Source organism: Nioella sp. (assembly GCF_964229645.1).
Classification (GTDB): domain Bacteria; phylum Pseudomonadota; class Alphaproteobacteria; order Rhodobacterales; family Rhodobacteraceae; genus Nioella.
In genome coordinates this window covers 1-19,781 of the sequence record NZ_CAXREX010000324.1, presented here as the reverse complement: position 1 = coordinate 19,781, position 19,781 = coordinate 1, and the positions used below count along the sequence as shown (strand labels likewise).

Below are 19,781 nucleotides of genomic sequence, written 5' to 3'. Positions count from 1 at the left end.
CCGGTTGGGTGCAACCGGGGGACATTGGGATGACGGGCCATACGGACAGGTTTCTGCTGCTGTCGGACAGCGTGCTGGAGAGCCTTGAGATTTCTGGCCGCGACGTTGTGGACGCGATCGAGGCCGCGATCCTGCAGGATGCGGCGGGCCAGATCCTGACCGCGCCGAAATCCGCCGTGGTGCCTAATGACGGGCGCTACATGATGACCACGCTGTCGACCTCCGATGCGCCGGACCTGACCATCGTGAAATCGGTCATGGTCAGCCCCCGCAACCCCGACCGGGGCCGCCCCGGAATTGATGGCGCGATCCTGATCCAGGACAGCGAGACCGGGCAGATGCGCGCGCTTGCCGAGGCGGGCTGGATCACCGGGGTTCGCACCGCAGGCCTGTCCGCCGTTGCCGCGCGCCGGCTGGCCAACCCCGCCTCGCGGAGCATAGCCTTCATCGGCTGCGGCGTGCAGGCGCGCAGCCACCTGGCGATCTTCGCGGATCTCTTCCCTCTGGCCGAGATTCGCGCCTATGGACGGGGGCAGGCCAATATCGACCGGCTCTGCGACATGGCGCGGGGCATGGGATTGCAGGCCACCGCCCACGACGACCCGCGCGCCGCCATCGAGGGCGCCGACCTGATCGTGACCTCGGTCACGCTGAACTATGCGCTCGATCCCTTTCTCGATGCCTCCTGGGTCAAGCCGGGGGCTTTCGCGGCCATCACCGACCTCGCCCTGCCCTGGCATCAAGCCAGCATGTCCGCCTTCGGGCCGCTCTTCGTGGATGACCTGGTGCAGGAGGAGGCGAGCCCGAAAAAGCTGGTGGAACCGTCGCTGGTCGGGGGCGATCTCAAGACCCTTCTGACCACAGGCCCCGGCCAGTTCGACCCCGACGCCCGCCGCGCCTTCGTCTTCCGGGGCATCGCGATCGGGGATTTCGCGATTGCGCGACTGGCGTATCTCAGGGCCGCCGAGTCAGGCGCAGGACAGGAGGTCGGCTGGCCCGGCTGACCGCCACCGCCTAGCCAAAATCGCCCTGGCAGAACCAGCCGCCCGATATCGCCCCCCCGTGGGCGTAGAACAGCCACAACCGCTCTCCGCTGGCCGTTTCCACCCGCCAGTAATCGCGCACGCCGCTACGCCAGTTGGGATCGTCCAGCCACCATTCCGGCGCGATCCGTTCCGGGCCCATGGCGCCAAGGGTCTCGAAGCGGCGTCCCCGCCAGCGGAACTCTGCGGGCAGGTCGGGCCGGTCCTCGGCCTGAACCGGCTCGGGGCGGAACAGCGTCAGGGGCCGGGGTCGGGGACGGCGCGGCCAGTCCTTCGCAGGTTCGGACCAGGCGGCGGCCAGCGTGATCGCGGTCTTTTCCGGGATATGGCTTTCGGCCGGGTGCTGGCGCGTGATTGCCTCCAGCCCCACGCGGGCCCCGATCCGGCCCATCAAGTCCTCCAGCCCCGTATCGCGCCCCTGGCGCGCGGCGGCTTCCTCGGTGGCGGCCATCCCGCCCTTGAGCTGCCGGGCATGCACGGGTTCCGTCACCGGGGCCACCAGCCGCAGCATGTCGACGCCGAAGCCGGGGTCGATCCCCCCCAGCTTCATCGCCAGCAGGGGCCGGATGCGATCGGGTTCCGCCCCGGGCCGGGCCAGCCCCACCTCGATGGCCTCGGTGCGCCCTTCGGCCAATGACAGCTCCAGCCGCACCCTGCGCGCCCCGCGTCCCTTGGCGCGAAGCTTGTCGCACAAGGGCGGCAACAGGCGGTCGATCCCGGCCAGGATGTCCTCTTCCAGCCCGATGGGCTCGGGCAGGCTCAAACGCAGGGCGAAATGCGTCTCGGGCCTTGCGGGAGCAATCGGTTCAGGCTCCAGCCCCAGGGCCTGGTCCAGCCGCCGCACCAGCCCTTGCCCGAAGCGCCGCGCAAGCGTGGCGCGCGGCGGGCCGATCAGGTCTCCGATTCGGTGCAGGCCAAGCCGGTTGAGCCCCGCTACCGTGGCCGCATCCAGCCTCAGCGCCGCGACCGGAAGCCCGCTGATGGCGGCCCGGGTCTGTCCCGGCGGGGCAATGGGGGCCGCGCTGCCGATGACGCTGCGCGCAGGGGGCGCGCCCCCCTTGGTCCAGTGCCGCCGCTTGCCCGCCCGGGACCGGGTCGCGCGCGCCTCCTGGTCGATCGCATCGCCGCTGCGCGTGTGGGCGGCACCCTGCCCGGCATAGCGCGCCCGGGCCCAGGCTGCCCCGCCCGTATCGGCCAGCCCCGCCCGCACCGTCAGGCGCAGCGCGGCGCAATCGGTCTCCACCTGCGCCAGCAACGCAGCCTCGCCGCCGAAAAGATGTGCGCAGCCCGTGAGGTCGATCATCAGCCCCTCGCGCCCCTCCTCCGACACCCAGGGCGAGAACTTTCCCGCCCATCGGCGCAGAAGCGCCAGGAACCCGGCCTCGCGCAGCCGGTCGGCGGGACGGGTGTGCAGATCAGGGCAAAGTGCCCGTGCCTCGGCCAGCGGCAGCCCAAGCGTCAGCCCCGCGACCGCCGCCTCGTGCGAGAGCGAGGACAGCACCCGCGCATTGCCCTGTTCCTCGACCACGGCAAGCGGCCTGTCGCACAATCCCCGGTCCAGCCGTTGCAGATGCTCGGCGGCCAGCCGTGGAAACCACAGCGACAGGATCCGTCGGCGCGGATCAGGGCGAATGGGCGCGGTTGGGTTCATGTGGCAGCATGATGTTCATGTAATGTTCTTTTCATCTAGCGCGCGCCGGGGCTGGAGTCGAGTCCGCCCTCGTGCCACGCTTGTCCCATGGAAACCCTTGCCAGCCTCACGGCCCGCTTTCCCCGTCCTGGCCGCATCACGTGGATCGGCCTGCGCCCGGCCCGACGCAGCGCCATGCAGGCCGTGGACCGGGCACAGGCGGCACTCTCGGGTCTTGCAGGCGACCACGCCCGCGCCGGCAAGCGGGCGGTGACGCTGATCCAGGCCGAGCACCTGCCGGTCATCGCGGCGCTCGCGGGTCTGTCCGAAGTTTCCCCCGAAACCCTGCGCCGCAACCTGGTGGTTTCAGGCCTGAACCTCTCCGCAACACGGGGCCGAATCCTTGCCATCGGTGATGCCCGTCTCCGCGTCACCGGCCCCTGCGCGCCCTGTTCACGCATGGAACACGCGCTTGGTCCCGGCGGCTACAACGCGATGCGGGGCCATGGCGGATGGTGTGCCGAAATCCTGGCTTCCGGCGACATCGAAACCGGTGCCCCGGTCACCGTCCTTGCCGATCCCTGACTTCATTGTTCCCCAAATATCCCCGCCGGAGGCATCCAACGGCGCAACCGGCACCACCCCGGGGCATGGGTCCCCGTCGGGGCCAGTTGTCCATGGCAATGCGGCCCGAGGAGGTCCCCGCGTCAGCGGGGGGTGACGAGGGGCGCTCCCGGGTCGACGCGCGCAAGGCGCGCGGCGAAATCGCTCATGCGTCTGTACGGGGGGTGTACAGGGGGTGTACGGGGGGTGCACGCCCGGCAAGGGGCAAAAAACCCCTGCCGTTTCGCCGCCACTTGCGCTAAGCGACCTGACATGACCGACACGAACCCCGACCTGATCCGCCAAACCGCCGCCCGCGTTCTGCGCACCGAGGGCGCGGCCGTCACCCGCATGGCCGACGCGCTGCCCGAGGATTTCGAGGCCGCGGTCGAGGCGATCCTGAACGTAACTGGCCGCGTGATCCTGTCCGGCATGGGCAAGTCGGGCCATATCGCGCGCAAGATCAGCGCCACGCTGGCTTCGACGGGAACGCCTTCCTATTTCGTGCACCCCGCCGAGGCGAGTCACGGCGATCTTGGGATGATCACGCCCGAGGATCTGTGCATTCTCATCTCGAATTCCGGGGAAACCTCCGAACTGGGCGACATGGTCGCCCACGCGGCCCGCTTCGCGATCCCGATGATCGGGGTGTCGAAGAACCCTGACAGCACGCTGATGAAAGCCGCCGATCTGCGGCTGACCCTGCCCGATGAGCCCGAGGCCTGCATCATCGGCATGGCCCCCACAACCTCGACCACGCTGACGCTGGCCCTTGGCGACGCGCTGGCCGTGGCAGTCATGGAGCGCCGCGGCTTCGTGGCCGAGAATTTCCGGACCTTCCATCCCGGCGGCAAGCTCGGGGCTCAGCTGGCCAAGGTATCCCAGCTGATGCATGCGGGTGCGGCCCTGCCGCTGGTCGATGCAGACTTGCCAATGCCAGAGGTGCTGCTTGTCATGACCGAGAAGGGGTTCGGAATTGCCGGCGTGACGCGGAACGGCGCGCTTGCCGGTGTCATCACCGACGGGGACCTGCGCCGAAACATGTCGGGCCTGATGGAGCGCAACGCGGGCGAGGTTGCCACGAGCAACCCCCGCGTCATCGCCCCAGACACCCTGGCGGTAGAGGCCGTGGCGATGATGTCGGGGCGGATCACCGCGCTTTTCGTCGTGGAGGAGGGCACGCCTGTCGGTCTGATCCACCTGCACGATTGCCTGCGCGCAGGCGTTCTCTAGCCGTCAGGCGGTGTAGCCCACCAGGAAGCGCCCAAGGAGCGGCTGGCTTGCTGCGCCGAGGGCGCGGGCATCGGCTCCCACGGTTCCGGCCTCCACGGCGGGCCGTTCCAACCCGGTGAAATCCATCTGGTCGAACCGCGCCCTGACCTGGTCCACCAGGTCTTCACGCAGCCTCTTGGGGATCCAGCCATCGATCTTGACCGCTTCGAAGTCGATGACTCCCATGGCGGCATGGGTGGCATGGGCAATCGCGTTGGCGGCCTCTGCTGTCCATTCCCGCAGAAGGACATCGGGCACATCCCAGGTCTCGGGGTTTTCCCACAGCATCCCGCTATCGAGCCCCATCTGCTCCAGCCGCCGCTCCAGAACGACGAGCGAGGCAATGTCCATCAACTGGCGCCGGTTGCCGGACAGATCGACCGCTGGCAGGGGGCCGATGGCCCCTGCGCTGCCGGTCGGTCCGGGGAAAAGGGTGCCATTCAGAACCACGCCGCCTCCGACGAAGAAGGCGATGAAGACATGCAGGAAGTTGGCGGGCTGTTCCCCGGTCCCGAAGACCAGTTCCGCACTGCAGGCCGAGGTCGCGTCGTTTTGCAGGTAGACCTGAAGCTCCAACTCCTCTGACAGCTCCCTCTGCAAATCCCTGTGCCGCCACGCGGCCATCTTTTCCGCCTCGACACCCAGCACTTTCGCCCAGTCCCACAGCAGGAAGGGAATTGCGATGCCAAGGCCCGAGATGCGCGGACGAGAGGCATCGGGAAGCCCGCCCGTAAGCTCTGCAACCGATGCCAGGGCGAAGGCTTTCACCTCGTCGTAGTCGGGATAGGCATAGATACGTTTGCGGCGTGCGACGATCGTTCCAAGGAAATCGGTCACGATCATCTCGGCGGAACGCCGGCCCACCTTCAGCCCGAGGAAAAGCGCCCCGTCCGGGTTCAGACGCATGGGCACCGAAGGCTGGCCCACCTTGCCCCGCTGCGGCTCGCCCTTCAGCAGAAGGCCATCTTCTTCCAGGCTGCGCATGATCACGGACACGGTTTGCGCCGAAAGCCCGGTGAGCCGCGCAATCTCGGCCTTGGCCAGCGCCCCGTGACGACGAATCAGGGTCAGAACGAGGCGCTCGTTCTGCGCTCGCATTCCCATCTGATTCGTGCCGCGCGTTTCCTTGCCGGCAAGCGCGGGCGCGGGTTTTTCGGTGATGTCGCTCATGGTGGCCTCCCAACTGGAATAATGTGGAGCGCAAGGCAACCCGTCAATAATTAAATAAGAGTGATTTATTTATTGACACCGATCCGGGACTCAGGGCATTGAAGTGGTCATGGGGCGATGAGGCGCCCTTGGGTAACTTTACTTTTCGGGAGGAAAACCATGACCAAGACCTTCAAGGCCCTTTTGATGGGTGGCGCTGCTGCCGTGTCGATGACCGGTATGGCCCATGCGGATGCGCATGGGGATGCGATCACCGCTTGCCTGATCACCAAGACGGACACCAACCCGTTCTTCGTGAAGATGCGTGAAGGCGCGACCGAAGCCGCCGAGGCCGCTGGCATCAACCTGCAAACCTATGCGGGCGCCATTGACGGTGACGTCGAAAGCCAGGTGGCCGCCGTTGAGACCTGTATCGCGGCAGGCGCATCGGGCATTCTGATCACCCCGTCCGATTCCCGCGCCCTGGCGCCGGTCATCGGCCAGGCCCGCGAGGCCGGGCTTCTGGTGATCGCCCTCGACACTCCGTTCGAGCCGGCGGACACCGCTGACGCCACCTTCGCCACCGATAACTTCGAAGCTGGCCGCCTGATCGGTGCATGGGCCGCCGCCACGCTTGGCGACGGTGCTGCAGATGCCCGTATCGCGCTGCTTGACCTCAATGCATCGGAAGTGTCGGTGGACTACCTGCGCGACCAGGGCTTCATGACCGGCTTCGGCATCGACGTGAACGACCCGACCGACATCGGCGACGAGGACGATCCGCGCATCGTTGGACATGACGTGACCAACGGCAACGAAGAGGGTGGCCGCACGGCGATGGAGAACCTTCTCCAGATCGATTCCTCGGTCAACGTGGTCTACACCATCAACGAACCGGCCGCTGCCGGTGCTTACGAGGCGCTGTCCGCCTTCGGTCTTCAGGACCAGGCGATCATCGTATCGGTTGACGGTGGCTGTGCCGGTGTCCGCGACGTGGCGGCTGGTGTGATCGGCGCGACCTCGATGCAGTTCCCGCTGCGCATGGCGTCGCTCGGTATCGAGGCGATTGCAGCCTACGCCGCCGATGGCAGCCTGCCCGAGAACTCTGAAGGGCTCGACTTCTACAACACCGGTGTGATGCTGGTCACCGACAGCCCGGTCGAGGGCATCGACTCCATCACCTCGGAAGAAGCGCTGGAACTCTGCTGGGGGTAATATCCCGCAGCTCTCCCCGGGGCGGTCTGCGGGCCGCCCCACCCCTTACCCCCAAAATCATTGCCGCGCCCCAGCCCTTTGCCCCATGGTAGAGGCCCTGCGCGCGCGTGATCGGAGAGGATGACATGGCGGAGCAAACCAACGCCACCGGACAGGAATTCGAGCGGCGGTTGAGCGAAAGCGATACCGCCGTTGCGGAATTCCATACATCGAACCGGGGGATGGTCGGAACGGTTCAGCACCTTCTGCATGCCAACCCCACCCTTGTCCCCGTTATTGTATTGGTCGTGGCCGTTCTGGCGTTCGGCCTGATCGCGGGAGAACGGTTCTTCACACCCTTCAACCTGACCCTCATCATGCAGCAGGTCTCGATCATCGGGATGCTGGCCGCCGCGCAAAGCCTGGTCATTATCACGGCGGGCATCGACCTGTCGGTTGCGGCCATCATGGTTCTGATGAGCGTGATTTCCGGCAAGCTGGCCGTCGAGTTCGGTCTGCCCGCCCCGCTTGCGCTGATCGTGGGATTTGCCGGTGGTATCGCCGCTGGCTGGTTCAATGGCCTTCTGGTCACGCGGGTCAAGCTGCCACCTTTCATCACCACGCTTGGCACCTGGAACATTTTCTTCGCGCTAAACCTGTGGCTGTCGGGTGCCCAATCCATTCGCGGACAGGATATCGACGCCGCCGCCCCCCTGCTGAAGGTCTTCGGGCTCAGCATTGCGGTCGGCTCGGCCCGTGTCACCTATGGCGTGCTGCTGATGATCGTGATCTTCGTGGTGCTCTGGTACATCCTGAACAAGACCGCCTGGGGTCGTCACGTCTACATGATCGGCGATGACAAGGAGGCCGCCGAACTAGCGGGCATCCGCACCGACCGCACGTTGCGCCAGGTCTACATGCTGGCAGGCTTCATCTGCGCGCTGGCGGCCTGGGCCTCGATCGGACGTGTGGGGTCGATTTCGCCGCAGAGCTTCTACGAGGGCAACCTTGAAAGCATCACCGCAGTCGTGATCGGGGGCATATCGCTCTTCGGCGGGCGCGGCTCGATCATGGGAGCCCTGTTCGGTGCCCTGATCGTGGGTGTGTTCCAGTCCGGTCTGCGCCTCGCTGGCGTGGACGTGCTGTGGCAGGTCTTCGCGATCGGCTGGCTCATCATCATCGCGGTCGCGGTTGACCAATGGATCAGAAAGGTTTCGGCATGACCAACCCAATCTTGCAAGCCCGCGGACTGGTCAAACGCTATGGCCGTGTCACCGCGCTGGACAATGCCGACTTTGACCTGATGCCGGGGGAGATCCTCGCGGTGATAGGCGACAACGGGGCTGGGAAATCTTCGCTCATCAAGGCGATTTCCGGCGCGGTCACGCCTGACGAGGGCCGGATCACTCTGGAAGGGCAGGAGGTCAGTTACAGTTCCCCCCTACAAGCACGCGAAGCCGGGATCGAATGCGTCTACCAGACGCTTGCCCTGTCGCCCGCTTTGTCGATCACCGACAACATGTTCGTGGGCCGCGAGCTGAAAAAGCCCGGCTTCCTGGGCAAGTACATGGGGATGCTCGACCGCAAGGCGATGGAGGATTTCGCCCGGGAAAAACTGTCTGAACTGGGCCTGATGACGATCCAGAACATCAACCAGGCGGTAGAGACCCTGTCGGGTGGTCAGCGTCAAGGCGTTGCGGTGGCGCGGGCTGCAGCCTTCGGGTCCAAGGTCATCATCCTCGACGAACCCACGGCGGCGCTTGGCGTCAAGGAAAGCCGCAAGGTGCTGGAACTGATCCAGGACGTGCGGTCGCGGGGCACGCCAGTGGTTCTGATCAGCCACAACATGCCACATGTGTTCGAAGTGGCCGACCGGATTCACATTCACCGCTTGGGCAAACGCCTGACGGTCGTGAACCCAAAAGAGGTCAGCATGTCGGACGCTGTGGCCCTCATGACAGGAGCAATGCAGCCTGATGCCGTCGCGGCCTGAAGACACTGCCCAAACCACGCTGCCGCATCTTCTTGCACTTCAGGGCTCACGCAAGTTGATCGCGGTCGCGGGGCCGCCGGGATCGGGGAAGTCCTCGGTCTCGGCGGCTCTGTGTTCTGCCCTGCAACAAGTTGGCCATAGCGCGGCAGTCGTGCCGATGGACGGGTTCCATCTGGACAACGGCATTCTGATGCAGCGGGGCCTTCTGGAACGCAAGGGATCGCCGCCCACCTTCGACGCGGCGGGCTTCGTGCATCTGGTGCGCCGGATCGCGGCGGGCGAGGATGTGGTTTACCCGGTTTTCGACCGGGATCGCGACATTGCCGTCGCGGGGGCCGTGCACCTTCCCGCGGAAACGGAGTTCGTGATTTTCGAGGGCAACTACCTGCTGCTGTCTGACAGCCCTTGGTGCGATCTGCGTCCGCTCTGGACATTGGCCATCGCCATCGACACCCCGCGTGAGGTGCTGGCGCACAGGCTATTGCAGCGCTGGCTGGATCAGGGCTTGCCGGAAGTGCAGGCCACGGCGCGGCGCGATCAGAATGATCTTCCAAATGCGGACCTGGTGTTGTCCCATAGCGTTCCGTCTGACCTGACCATTCCCAACTGAAAAAAGAGTGTGCCCATGATCCTGTGCTGCGGTGAAGCCCTGATCGACATGATTCCCAGCCCCACGACCGAAGGGGGGCGTGACGGTTTCGTTCCGCATTCTGGCGGCGCGGTCTTCAACACTGCGATTGCTCTTGGGCGCCTTGGTGCGCGTGCCGGGATGATCACGGGTCTATCGACCGACATGTTCGGACAGCAACTGGATGCGTCCCTGCGCGCAAGCCACGTTGATACGTCGCGTGTCATCCGTTCCGACCGGCCCACGACGCTGGCCTTCGTCAAGCTGACCGACGGGCACGCCACCTACTCCTTCTTCGACGAGAATTCCGCCGGGCGGATGATCGGGGCCGAGGATCTGCCCGCTCTCTCCCAAGAGGTCACGTCGCTGTTCTTCGGCGGGATCAGCCTGGCTGTTGAACCCTGTGCAGACACCTATGCCGAACTGATGGCCCGCGAAGGCGCGACGCGCGCGGTGATGATGGACCCCAATATTCGCCCCGGCTTCATCAAGGACGTGAACCGGTATCGCGAACGGCTGGCGCGCATGCTGACGCTGACAGATATCGTGAAGGTCTCAGACGAGGACCTGAACTGGATCTATCCGGGCGCGGAGGCGCTGCAGGACAAGCTGGATATGCTGCGTGGGGCGGGTCCCCGGTTGGTCGTGCTGACCAAGGGCAGCGCGGGCGCGACCGCCTACCTGGCCGATGGCCGCTCTGTCGACGTTGCCGCGCAGAAGGTGATGGCGGTCGATACGGTTGGGGCAGGGGACACGTTCAACGCCGGAGTGATGGCAAGCTTGTCGACCCAGGGGTTGCTGACCAAGGGTGCAATCGCCGATCTCACCCCCGACCAGGTGCGCACGGCGCTGGATCTTGCGGCCAGGTCAGCTGCGATCACGGTCAGCCGGGCCGGTGCAAATCCACCGTGGCGGGAAGAGTTGGACGTCTGAGGTCGCTATTTCCAGCGACGATGCAGCCAAAGCCACTGGCCCATGTTTTCCCGAACCACGGCTTCCAGCTGGTCGTTGAGGGCCTGTGTCATGTCGATGGCGTTGGAATGCGGGATCGGCGCCTCTGCAATCACCCGGAAAGAGACGCCATCCGGCTGGCGGATCGCGTAGATCGGGATCAGGTCCACGTCGAGTTTCAGCGCCAGTTCGGCCGCGGATGTCGGGGTGAGCGCAGGCTGCCCGAAGAAGGTCAGGGTTTCCCCTTGATGCGCAGCCTGATCGAAGCCGAAAGCCACCATGCCGCCAGAGCGCAGGAACCGCAGCATCTGGCGCACTTCCGTATCCCGCGCGAATAGAGGCTCTCCGATCCGCTTCATCGCCTCAACATAGTGGCCGTTGAAAGCCTTGTTGTTCATTGGCCTGTAGATCGCGCCGACGCGGAAGCCACGACGGAACAGGGCAGAACGCCAGGCGTCGTAATTGCCGAAATGGGATGCGGCCAGGACGACAGGGCGGCCTGCGGCATGTGCCTGGTCCAGGTGGGCAAGGCCGGGCCCTTCGATAGGCGTGTCCTGAACATGCTCAACGAACTCTTGCCCCGAATAGAGCTCGGCCAGGGAGCGTCCGAAGTTATTGAGGACAGCCTTGGTAATGGCGCGGATTTCACTTGCTTCGATCGTCGGATCAATGAGCAGCAGGTTATCCCGGACCCGCCGGTTGACGCCCGAGAGCGGCCCCAGGACACGCGACGCAAACCACCCCGACAGGGAAATCCTCTGCCGATAGGGCAGCCTGCGAAGGCAAAACTGAAGACCAACGAAAAGGCCGTTCAGCAGCCGGTCGCCAATCGTCGCTCTATCTTCAGATGCCATTTGCCCGCCTATTGTCACGTCCCGCGTGTTATCGCGTTGCATGCGCACAGACAACAAACTTGCGCACCGCCAATCAGCGCCCCATTTCGATGGCGTCCAGCAGAACGGCTCTGACCTCGGACGCCGAGAGTTGCCTGGGGTTGGTGCCAGCGGCGCTGTCCTCCATTGCCTTCGCGGCCACGCGGTCTGCACAGTCGGGCGGCACGCCGATCTCGGCCAGCGTCTCGGGAATGCCGAGGTCGTCGAGCATGGTGCAAATCGCCTTGTCAAATGTATCGAACCGCGTGTCGGGCAGGCCCATGGCCTGCGCCATCGGGGCGATCTGTGCTTCGATGGACGGCGCATTGAAGCGCAACACCGACGGAAGCAGGATCGCGTTGGTCAGGCCGTGATGGGTATCGTATTCCGCCCCGACCATGTGGGACAGGGCGTGCACCAGCCCCAACCCCTTGAGGAACGCCACGCCCGCCAGGCAAGAGCCGACCAGCATGCCCCCTCTGGCTTCCAGGTTTGCGGGGTCTTCTACTGCGTCGGGCAACCAGCGGCTGATCAGGCGGAGCGCCTCTAGCGCGGCCCCGTCACACAAGGGGTGAAAGCCCGGAACGACATAGGCCTCGATTGCATGCACCAATGCATCGGCCCCGGTCCACGCTGTCAGGTTCGGGGGCAGTCCAATCGTGATTTCAGGGTCCAGCAAAGCCAACGCAGGTTTCAACTCGGCGTGCCACACGCACCACTTCATCCACCGCTGCGTATCGGTGATCATGGCGGTGCTTTCTGTTTCAGCCCCGGTTCCCGCTGTCGTGGGAATGGTAATCAGGGGTGGAAATGCCGGGTGAGCAGACATGTTGGGGGCCGGTTGTTCGAATTCGAATGCCCAGAGATCCAGATCGTTGGTGGCCGTCAGCGCGATGGCCTTCCCGCCGTCCATCCCGCTGCCGCCACCGATTGCCACGATCCCATCATGCCCGCCGGACCTGAACATGGCCTTGCCGCCGGCAATCTCAGTGTCCCGGGGATTTGGCGAAATCTCGGAATACAGTGCACGGCCCAGCCCCACGCCTTCCAGGCAATCAAGAAGGCTTGCTACGAAAGGCAGGCTGGCGCTTCCGCGATCCGTCACGACAAGCGGTTTCTGCATGCCGTTCTGTCGGCAGAGTACAGCGATTTCAGCGATGCGTCCGGGGCCATAGGCGATCGGGACGGGAAAGCTCCAGTCAGAGGAGGAAAGCAGTGAATTGGTCATGAAGAACTCTTGCAGCATTCATGGCCGACCGGCGAGTAGAATTTTCGCCAGGCCCTCGCCCATGGATCAGCTGGCTTTGTTGGCCATGCGAGAGATTCGGCTTCTGTAGATCGCGCGTGACACTTCCCTGTGCAGACGGTCCGGAAAGGACCTGCGGGCCTTGGACTGTGCGACGGAACCGCCAAAGTCCTCTGGCCAGTCGGATACGCCGGATGGGCTGGCACATAGAACCCGCACACCCGTCGCCCAAGGCATCTGCAAGAGGCTATCCACTGGGCGGTCGAATTGTTCGGTAACCGACAGAAGCTGCCGTGCAGCCTCGCGCCCGATGATCTGGCCCGAACATCGAAGAGGTGTTGGGGCGAACTGGAGCAGGCTGCAATCTTCATGTGAAAAGACGCACTTCCCCCCCGACGGCAATGGCCGTGTCTGCAAGCTGACGAAGTCAGACAGGTTTCCGAAGGCGGCATAGCCAGACACGGCCTTACCGATGTCGACTAGATCAATGGCCGTGTCGTCTTCCAGCACGATGCCGAAGTCGAGATTTCGTTTCAGGATTTCCTTCCAGGTATTGCGGTGGCTCTGAAAGCAGGCAATTTCTCCGCGACCCAAGGGAAAGGGATAGCGAGGTTCGAAGAGGGCGTGGCCGGGATACCAGGCCGCAACTTCGGCGTCTGAGAGCGCTTGTCCATCAACGGCATCCATGACCGTTGCCGGCATGCCCACGTTTCGCACGGCCGCCTCAACTGCCTCCTTGCGGCTCGTGGCGCGAGCGAGATGAATGATGAACGCTTCACATGCCATCTGACGCCCGTTCCCTGCTGTCTATTCCCCAAGAAGCCTGCTACATACGCCCGCGAAGTGCAAACGGGCAATGCCTTGCGCAAAGGCCCTTCGGCAGACAAGACCATAGGTTCTCGATGCAGAAAGAACAGACCGCGACCTTGCCCAAGGTGCATGTCTTCACAACCGTTGAGGACGTATTTTTCAGAAAGCAGTTTCCAGGCTTTTCCAGCCAGCTTGGCGGGTTCGAGTTCACGTTCGGAACGGACGTTCCCGATGACACGGATGTGCTGATCGTTCACACGCGTGCCAGTTATTCCATCCCCACTTGGCTGCCAAAAGAACGCACGGTCTTCTTCGCCGGAGAGCCTGACGTCATCCATCCCTACAGCACGGCGTTTCTCAATCAGTTCGGACAGGTCGTATCGACGACCACCAAGGACCTGGCGACGGACTTGATGCGTTACCCCTTCTGCGCGATCTGGTTTGTCGGGTTCGACATGACGAAACCACGCGACGAGGACCACCTTCTTGGATACGACTGGTTCAAAGAGCAGGCCTGCCCGCCGAAGCTCGACAAGATCTCCATCGTCACATCCAACAAGACCTTTACACCCTATCATCAGAAGCGATTGGAGTTCATCCGAGAGACCGTCGAGTTGATCCCCGACCACGTCGAGCTGTTCGGACATGGCCACCGGTCGGTCGACGACAAGAAGGACGCCTTGCTGCCCTATCGCTACCACCTCGCCATTGAGAATGGCGAAGGCCGAGATGTCTGGACGGAAAAGCTCTCTGACCCCTACCTGTGCTGGTCCTTCCCGTTCTACTCCGGATGCACCAATGTCGCGGACTATTTCCCTGCCGAGTCCTTCCACGAAGTCGATCTGGACAACCCGAAGACGGCAGCGGCCGAAATGGTGCGCATGATGGAACACGGGCATTGGCAAAGCGTTTATCCGGCCATCGAAGACGCGCGTCACAAGGTCCTCGAAGAGTACAATTTCGCCAATCTGCTGGTGCGAATTGCGCAGATGGTTCTGGAAAAGGATGCTCCACCCCGCCCCAAAAAGCTGCGCATGATCTGGTCGGAACGGTCTTACTGGCCAGAGCCGGGCAGCAAGGGAAGCATTCCGGAATGGATGTTGCGCAATACGCTGCTGCTGTTGGACAAGAAGGTGGAACTGCGCACGGCCAAACTGCAGAAGGCCATTGAAGCCAAACGTGGGGCGCGGCGGGTTGCCAAGCGGCTGGCAATGGAAGCGAAGTCCAGGTCAGGCGAGTGACGGACGCGGAAGAGCTCAGACCTGGCGCAGTTCGGCCTCGTTGGCCTTGAACCATTCGTAGGTCTGCTCGACACCGCTTCTCAGATCCGTGCTTGCCGTCCAGCCCATGGACGACAGCCGGGACACGTCCATCAGCTTTCGCGGAGTGCCATCGGGTTTGGAGGTGTCGAATGACAGGCGACCCTTGAAACCGGTGACGTCTGCCAAGAGCTCGGCCAGTTCCCGGATTGACACGTCTTGCCCCGTTCCCACGTTGATATGGGACAGCATGGGCTGGGTGTTCGCCTCGTAGGCTTCGCGGTCGAGGTTCATGACGAAGAGGCTGGCCTCGGCCATATCATCGACATGAAGGAACTCTCGCCTTGGCGATCCCGTTCCCCAAACCGTCACCTCATTCAGGCCGTCCCGCGCGGCTTCATGGAAGCGACGCATCATTGCCGGCATGACATGGCTGTTTTCCGGGTGGAAGTTGTCGCCGGGCCCATAAAGGTTTGTCGGCATGACCGAGCGGTAGTCGGTGCCGTGTTGGCGATTGTAGCTTTCGCACAGCTTGATCCCCGCGATCTTGGCGATCGCGTAGGGTTCGTTCGTGGGCTCCAGAACGCCTGTCAGCAAGGCATCCTCGGCCATCGGCTGCGCAACGGCCCGCGGATAGATGCAGGACGAGCCCAGAAACAGCAGCCGACACACCCCGGCCGCGAAGGACTGGTGGATCACGTTGGCCTGGATCATCAGATTCTCATAGATGAACTCGGCCGGGTAAGTGTTGTTGGCGTGAATGCCGCCCACCTTGGCGGCTGCCAGAACCACGGCGTCGGGACGTTCCGCCTGAAGAAAGTCTCGCACCGCCGCCTGGTCCGTCAGGTCCAGCTGCGAATGGGAGCGTGTCAGCGTTTCAACACCCTGCGCCTGAAGACGGCGAAGGATTGCGCCGCCAACCATTCCCCGGTGTCCAGCGACATAGACTTTCATCCGTCAGTTCTCCTGCGAGACCGGCAGGTCCAACCCGTGGTCTTTCAGAAGCCGATGGCGCTTGGCGGTCTTCAGATCTTCGGCCACCATTTCCCGGCACATTTCCTGGGCGCTGATCTGCGGCTCCCATCCAAGCTTTTCCCGCGCCTTGCTTGGATCGCCCAACAGCGTTTCCACCTCTGCGGGGCGGAAGTAGCGGGGGTCGATCCGCAGGACGACCTGGCCGGGTCGCACGGCATGGGCTTCGTTGGAGGTGACGGATTCGACAACGGCGATTTCATCGACGCCCGAGCCTTCGAAGCGCAGTTCAATGCCGAGTTCTGCCGCCGTCCACTGGATGAATTCGCGCACCGAATACTGCTTGCCCGTCGCGATCACGAAATCTTCGGGTGTTTCATGCTGCAGCATCATCCACTGCATGCGAACAGAGTCCTTGGCATGTCCCCAATCCCGCAGCGCGTCGATATTGCCCATATAGAGGCACTCTTCCAAACCTTGCGCGATATTGGCCATGCCACGCGTGATCTTGCGGGTCACGAAGGTTTCGCCCCGCCGGGGGCTCTCGTGATTGAAGAGAATGCCGTTGCAGGCGAACATCCCGTAGGCCTCGCGGTAATTCACCGTGATCCAGTAGGCGTACATCTTCGCCACGGCATAGGGGCTGCGGGGATGGAACGGGGTTGTCTCGCGCTGCGGCACTTCCTGGACCAGGCCGTAAAGCTCGGAGGTTGAAGCCTGGTAAAAGCGGGTGACTTTCTCCATTCCGAGGAAGCGGATCGCTTCCAGCAGCCGCAGCGTGCCGATGGCATCGACATCGGCGGTGTATTCCGGCGCCTCGAAGCTGACGGCAACATGGGACTGCGCCCCGAGATTGTAGACCTCGTCCGGTTCGACCTCCCGCAGAATGCGGGTGAGGTTCGAGGAATCCGTCAGGTCGCCATAATGCAGTTTCATGCGCGCATGCGGGCGGTGCGGATCCTCGACGATGTGGTCGATCCGGGCGGTATTGAACAGCGAGGCGCGCCGCTTGATCCCGTGCACTTCATACCCTTTTTCAAGCAGGAACTCCGCCAGGTAAGACCCGTCCTGCCCGGTAATGCCGGTGATAAGAGCGCGCTTGGCCATTAGGCGACCCCTTCAAGGTTCAGCGAAACAAGTGTGCCGTTTTCCTTGTCCATGTGGGGCATGTAGGCCTGGGAATAGTCATCGAGCCAGCTGTGCTCGGTCGTCCGCCAATCCCAGGGGCGCACGGTGGAGAAGCCTGCCTCCTTGAGCGCCCGCGTCAGGTCGGCCTCGTCAAAGATCATGCCGTGAAAATCGTACTTGTCGCGTTGCCCGCCAGAAACCAGGCCACGCACGTCCTCGATCCCGCGCGGAAGTGTGCCGGACATGTAAAGGCGCGCTGCTGCCCCGAAATCGGGCACGGCCAGACGCAGCACGCCACCTGGCTCAAGAACCCGCCGCCATTCCTTGAGAACGTCGAGATAAGTCTTGCGACCGAAATGCTCCAGCACGTGAGCCGCGTAGATCAGGGAGACCGACCCGTCCGCGATGAAAGACAGGTCTTCGACAGGGCCGCGATGATCAATGTGTTCGAAATCGAGCGCATCCACATGAAACCACCCGGGAATATGCTTCACCCCGCAACCGAGATGCAGCTTCTTGATATCCGTTCTACCCATGCACTCTTGTCCCCTGAACTAGCACAGGCAGCTTTAAAGGCTGGGGCCAGTCGTATCAACCCGCATTTCTCAAGCAGCAAAGCGGCTTTTCTTCGAGGCGCGTCGGGTTCATGTTATCTTCCGGCACGTTAGTTGGCGATGGAGGTCGAAGCAATGGATGCACCCTACGGGTGCAAATTCTAAGGGCAATTTTAGGCTCGATTTTAACCGTCGCGTTCGGCTTGAGTTCCATGGCTCCAGGATTACCTCCGATGGCGGGCTGCTGCCGTTTCGTGAACTGGATGAGGCTTAGGGGCTTCATGATCTCGCAGTGCGGTTTTTGCGCGATACGCGGCGCGGGAAGAATGGGGTTCACACGCTCATCGGACTTTTTCGCCAATCTACCTTTGGGCGTCTGGCCGGATACCCTGATGTGAACTCGGCAGGGCGGCTCGCACGTGACTCTGTGATGCACCAGATCGTCGGCGGTCGTGCGTTTGATGGTCAAGCTGCGTCCACCAGCCAGATGGCGCTGTTCGAGACAGACATTCTGGCATCCGCCCACAACCGCGCTGCCTTGGCTGATCTGCCGGATCAATGGATCGATGCCATGTACGATGCACAGCCGCCCAAGAGGATCACCTTGGATATGGACAGTTCTGTCAGCCCCACGCATGGCGATCAGGAAGGCACAGCGTGGAACGGCCACTTTGGCTGCAAGTGTTACCACCCGCTTTTTGTATTCAACCAGTTCAGCGATCTTGAACGCTGCGCCTTGCGCAAGGGCAATGTCCACAGCGCCGATGGCTGGAAGGACGTTCTGGCTCCGATCATCGACCGCTACAAGAGCCGTGATCTGATGCGCTTCTTTCGCGCTGACGCGGCTTTTGCCATCCCTGAGCTTTATGAGATGCTGGGGCGGAGAGCTACTTCTATACCATCCGCCTGAAGGGCAACGCGGTTCTGCAGGACGCCGTAGCTCACCTGGTGACGCACCCCGTGGGTCGCACACCCAACCACGTTCGCCGCGTCTACCATGACTTTGAGTACAGGGCCGCGTCATGGAGCAAAGCACGCCGGGTTGTTGCCAAGAGGAATGGCACCCCGGCGATCTTCTCCCCCGCGTGGGTTTTGCCGTCACCAACCAGCCGATGGAACCGGACTGGATCATCCGCTTATACAATCAACGCGGCACCGCAGAACAGCACATCTAGGAAGGCAAACATGCGATCAACTGGACACGCCTGTACCGCAAGCGGTTCCGCGACAATGAAGTCCGGCTCCAGCTTCACGCTCTGGCCCACAACCTTGGCAGCTTCTTACAACGTGTAGACTTGCCCGAGGATATGGCCGACTGGTCGCTGACAAGTATCCAAAGCCGCCTCATCAAGATCGCCGCGCGGGTTGTGCGCCATGCCCGCAAGAACACATTCCAGTTGGCTGAGGTTGCCGTGCCGCGCAACATCTTCGGACAAATCCTTGCAGCTGTCCGCGCCCTCAAGCCACCGCCGAGGCCTGCGTTACGGGGATCATAACGAAACCAGCATAAAAGCGGCTCGATAGGTGCGTCTCGGCGCGGCCAAAATGGACCAAAATCCGAGAATCGCGCGCGAAACACACGTGTGAAACCCTCACAATCGATGATCTGGCACTTGAAACCGCCGTCAAAGTTGAAACCGCCGACCAAAACGGGCAAGCTAGCGGAAAAACGAAGCTACTTGGGAAATATCGGATGAAGCAGTCAACACTCTGTGTCCGGAATGCCGGATTCGGAGACATGCTCAGCCAGGTGAACACCTTCTTTCATCTTGCAGATGTGTTTGGTTTCGATCCCAGAGTTTTCATCCCGGAGAACAACCGACGCAACGGCCTCGGAAACCGCGATTTCTTTCACCAACTCGGTTTCAAAAGTATTATGGCTCCAAAGCCTGCTATCGCGCGCAAGCAGGCGACAAGCTTGTCGATGATCGCTTCCGACACCTCTGACACCTACGCCTTTGATCTGGGCAGCTACAACAACCCGGATATCAAACGTGCTCTTGGCGACAGAGGTAAGGAAGGCCACCCAAAACTGCGCCAGTTGGCTCGCAATGGCCGCCTTTTCGAAGAGATTTCAAAACACAAGACCGGCGCGGGTGGCATAGTCGTTCATGTGCGGCGCGGTGACGTTGCGCAGATTGAAGCAAACGACTTCCCCGACCTTTTTGACATGGCCGTGGCGGCAGACAAAATCCTGCATAGACGTGGGGTCTTTACTTATTTGACACTGCAGGCTGATGTGCCATGGTCCGCTCGGCACAGGTTTGTAGATACGCCAACACACTTGAACGTCCTGAACCAGGTGAAACAGGACGTTGGCATCTCTTCGCACATCCTTGTCTCCGATGGCTTTACAAAACTCGCAGAACAGCTTGTTGAAGGCCACCGGGACCTACTGATCGACAAAACCATGACCGCACAGGCCTTGGAACAGGCGCTTGGCAAAGAACTCCGCCATCTAGGAGGGGGGGGGGGGG

18 protein-coding genes and 1 pseudogene are annotated in these 19,781 nt (G+C 62.7%); 11 read left to right on the top strand and 8 right to left on the bottom strand.

What is annotated here, in order from left to right; translation table 11 throughout:
• Positions 1-29: 29 nt before the first annotated feature.
• The gene (locus ACEQXV_RS20010; protein WP_370250814.1) at positions 30-1,004 is read left to right on the top strand and encodes an ornithine cyclodeaminase family protein; all 975 of its coding nucleotides are present in this window, start codon (positions 30-32) and stop codon (positions 1,002-1,004) included.
• A 10-nt stretch (positions 1,005-1,014) separates the two neighbouring features.
• Here ACEQXV_RS20010 and ACEQXV_RS20005 read toward each other — a convergent pair whose 3' ends face one another.
• Positions 1,015-2,694, bottom strand: a complete 1,680-nt coding sequence (locus ACEQXV_RS20005; protein ID WP_370270632.1) for a DUF6504 family protein — start codon at positions 2,692-2,694, stop codon at positions 1,015-1,017.
• A gap of 87 nt (positions 2,695-2,781) precedes the next feature.
• On the opposite strand from ACEQXV_RS20005, the gene ACEQXV_RS20000 reads away from it, so the two are divergent.
• Both ACEQXV_RS20000 and ACEQXV_RS19995 read left to right on the top strand, forming a co-directional pair.
• Positions 2,782-3,258, top strand: coding sequence for an MOSC domain-containing protein (locus ACEQXV_RS20000; protein WP_370250816.1), 477 nt, complete (start codon positions 2,782-2,784; stop codon positions 3,256-3,258).
• A gap of 291 nt (positions 3,259-3,549) precedes the next feature.
• Positions 3,550-4,509 carry an SIS domain-containing protein gene (locus ACEQXV_RS19995; RefSeq protein WP_370270631.1) on the top strand — a complete coding sequence of 320 codons (960 nt, stop codon included), beginning with the start codon at positions 3,550-3,552 and terminating at the stop codon, positions 4,507-4,509.
• A gap of 3 nt (positions 4,510-4,512) precedes the next feature.
• Here ACEQXV_RS19995 and ACEQXV_RS19990 read toward each other — a convergent pair whose 3' ends face one another.
• Positions 4,513-5,718 carry an ROK family protein gene (locus ACEQXV_RS19990; protein WP_370270630.1) on the bottom strand — a complete coding sequence of 402 codons (1,206 nt, stop codon included), beginning with the start codon at positions 5,716-5,718 and terminating at the stop codon, positions 4,513-4,515.
• A 159-nt stretch (positions 5,719-5,877) separates the two neighbouring features.
• Between ACEQXV_RS19990 and ACEQXV_RS19985 the strand changes: the two genes are divergently transcribed.
• The 5 genes from ACEQXV_RS19985 to ACEQXV_RS19965 all read left to right on the top strand — a co-directional run bounded on the left by ACEQXV_RS19985 (position 5,878) and on the right by ACEQXV_RS19965 (position 10,445).
• The gene (locus ACEQXV_RS19985) at positions 5,878-6,912 is read left to right on the top strand and encodes a substrate-binding domain-containing protein (protein WP_370250819.1); all 1,035 of its coding nucleotides are present in this window, start codon (positions 5,878-5,880) and stop codon (positions 6,910-6,912) included.
• A 125-nt stretch (positions 6,913-7,037) separates the two neighbouring features.
• Positions 7,038-8,114: an ABC transporter permease gene (locus tag ACEQXV_RS19980; protein ID WP_370250820.1), complete on the top strand. Its 1,077-nt coding sequence runs from the start codon at positions 7,038-7,040 to the stop codon at positions 8,112-8,114.
• Positions 8,111-8,884, top strand: coding sequence for an ATP-binding cassette domain-containing protein (locus ACEQXV_RS19975; protein ID WP_370270628.1), 774 nt, complete (start codon positions 8,111-8,113; stop codon positions 8,882-8,884). Before ACEQXV_RS19980 ends, ACEQXV_RS19975 begins: the two co-directional genes overlap by 4 nt.
• On the top strand, positions 8,868-9,494 hold the full coding sequence (locus ACEQXV_RS19970; RefSeq protein ID WP_370250822.1) for a hypothetical protein: 627 nt from the start codon (positions 8,868-8,870) through the stop codon (positions 9,492-9,494). The genes ACEQXV_RS19975 and ACEQXV_RS19970 overlap by 17 nt, the downstream gene beginning before the upstream one ends.
• A 15-nt stretch (positions 9,495-9,509) precedes the next feature.
• On the top strand, positions 9,510-10,445 hold the full coding sequence (locus tag ACEQXV_RS19965) for a carbohydrate kinase (RefSeq protein WP_370270627.1): 936 nt from the start codon (positions 9,510-9,512) through the stop codon (positions 10,443-10,445).
• Between the two features lie 5 nt (positions 10,446-10,450).
• Here ACEQXV_RS19965 and ACEQXV_RS19960 read toward each other — a convergent pair whose 3' ends face one another.
• The 3 genes from ACEQXV_RS19960 to ACEQXV_RS19950 form a co-directional block, all read right to left on the bottom strand.
• Positions 10,451-11,317, bottom strand: coding sequence for a lysophospholipid acyltransferase family protein (locus tag ACEQXV_RS19960; RefSeq protein WP_370270626.1), 867 nt, complete (start codon positions 11,315-11,317; stop codon positions 10,451-10,453).
• Between the two features lie 73 nt (positions 11,318-11,390).
• Complete coding sequence (locus ACEQXV_RS19955) at positions 11,391-12,563, bottom strand: iron-containing alcohol dehydrogenase (RefSeq protein WP_370270624.1); 1,173 nt, start codon at positions 12,561-12,563, stop codon at positions 11,391-11,393.
• A gap of 66 nt (positions 12,564-12,629) precedes the next feature.
• Positions 12,630-13,367: a glycosyltransferase family 25 protein gene (locus ACEQXV_RS19950; protein ID WP_370250826.1), complete on the bottom strand. Its 738-nt coding sequence runs from the start codon at positions 13,365-13,367 to the stop codon at positions 12,630-12,632.
• 116 nt (positions 13,368-13,483) lie between these two features.
• Between ACEQXV_RS19950 and ACEQXV_RS19945 the strand changes: the two genes are divergently transcribed.
• A complete protein-coding gene (locus tag ACEQXV_RS19945; RefSeq protein WP_370250827.1) occupies positions 13,484-14,632 on the top strand; it encodes a glycosyltransferase family 10 domain-containing protein in 1,149 nt (382 codons plus the stop codon).
• A 15-nt stretch (positions 14,633-14,647) separates the two neighbouring features.
• Here the strand turns inward: ACEQXV_RS19945 and ACEQXV_RS19940 are convergent, their stop codons facing one another.
• The 3 genes from ACEQXV_RS19940 to ACEQXV_RS19930 are packed head-to-tail and all read right to left on the bottom strand — an operon-like array spanning position 14,648 to position 17,286.
• Positions 14,648-15,604, bottom strand: coding sequence for a GDP-L-fucose synthase family protein (locus ACEQXV_RS19940; RefSeq protein WP_370250828.1), 957 nt, complete (start codon positions 15,602-15,604; stop codon positions 14,648-14,650).
• Positions 15,605-15,607: 3 nt separating this feature from the next.
• Positions 15,608-16,729, bottom strand: a complete 1,122-nt coding sequence (gmd, locus tag ACEQXV_RS19935; protein ID WP_370270622.1) for a GDP-mannose 4,6-dehydratase — start codon at positions 16,727-16,729, stop codon at positions 15,608-15,610.
• Positions 16,729-17,286 carry a methyltransferase domain-containing protein gene (locus ACEQXV_RS19930; protein WP_370250830.1) on the bottom strand — a complete coding sequence of 186 codons (558 nt, stop codon included), beginning with the start codon at positions 17,284-17,286 and terminating at the stop codon, positions 16,729-16,731. Before ACEQXV_RS19930 ends, gmd begins: the two co-directional genes overlap by 1 nt.
• A gap of 157 nt (positions 17,287-17,443) precedes the next feature.
• Here ACEQXV_RS19930 and ACEQXV_RS19925 point away from each other — a divergent pair.
• Together ACEQXV_RS19925 and ACEQXV_RS19920 are read left to right on the top strand one after the other, a co-directional pair.
• Positions 17,444-18,800, top strand: a pseudogene (locus tag ACEQXV_RS19925) (IS1380 family transposase).
• 242 nt (positions 18,801-19,042) lie between these two features.
• Positions 19,043-19,781, top strand: a 739-nt coding sequence (locus ACEQXV_RS19920; RefSeq protein WP_370270621.1) for a hypothetical protein, incomplete at its 3' end; no start/stop codon positions are given.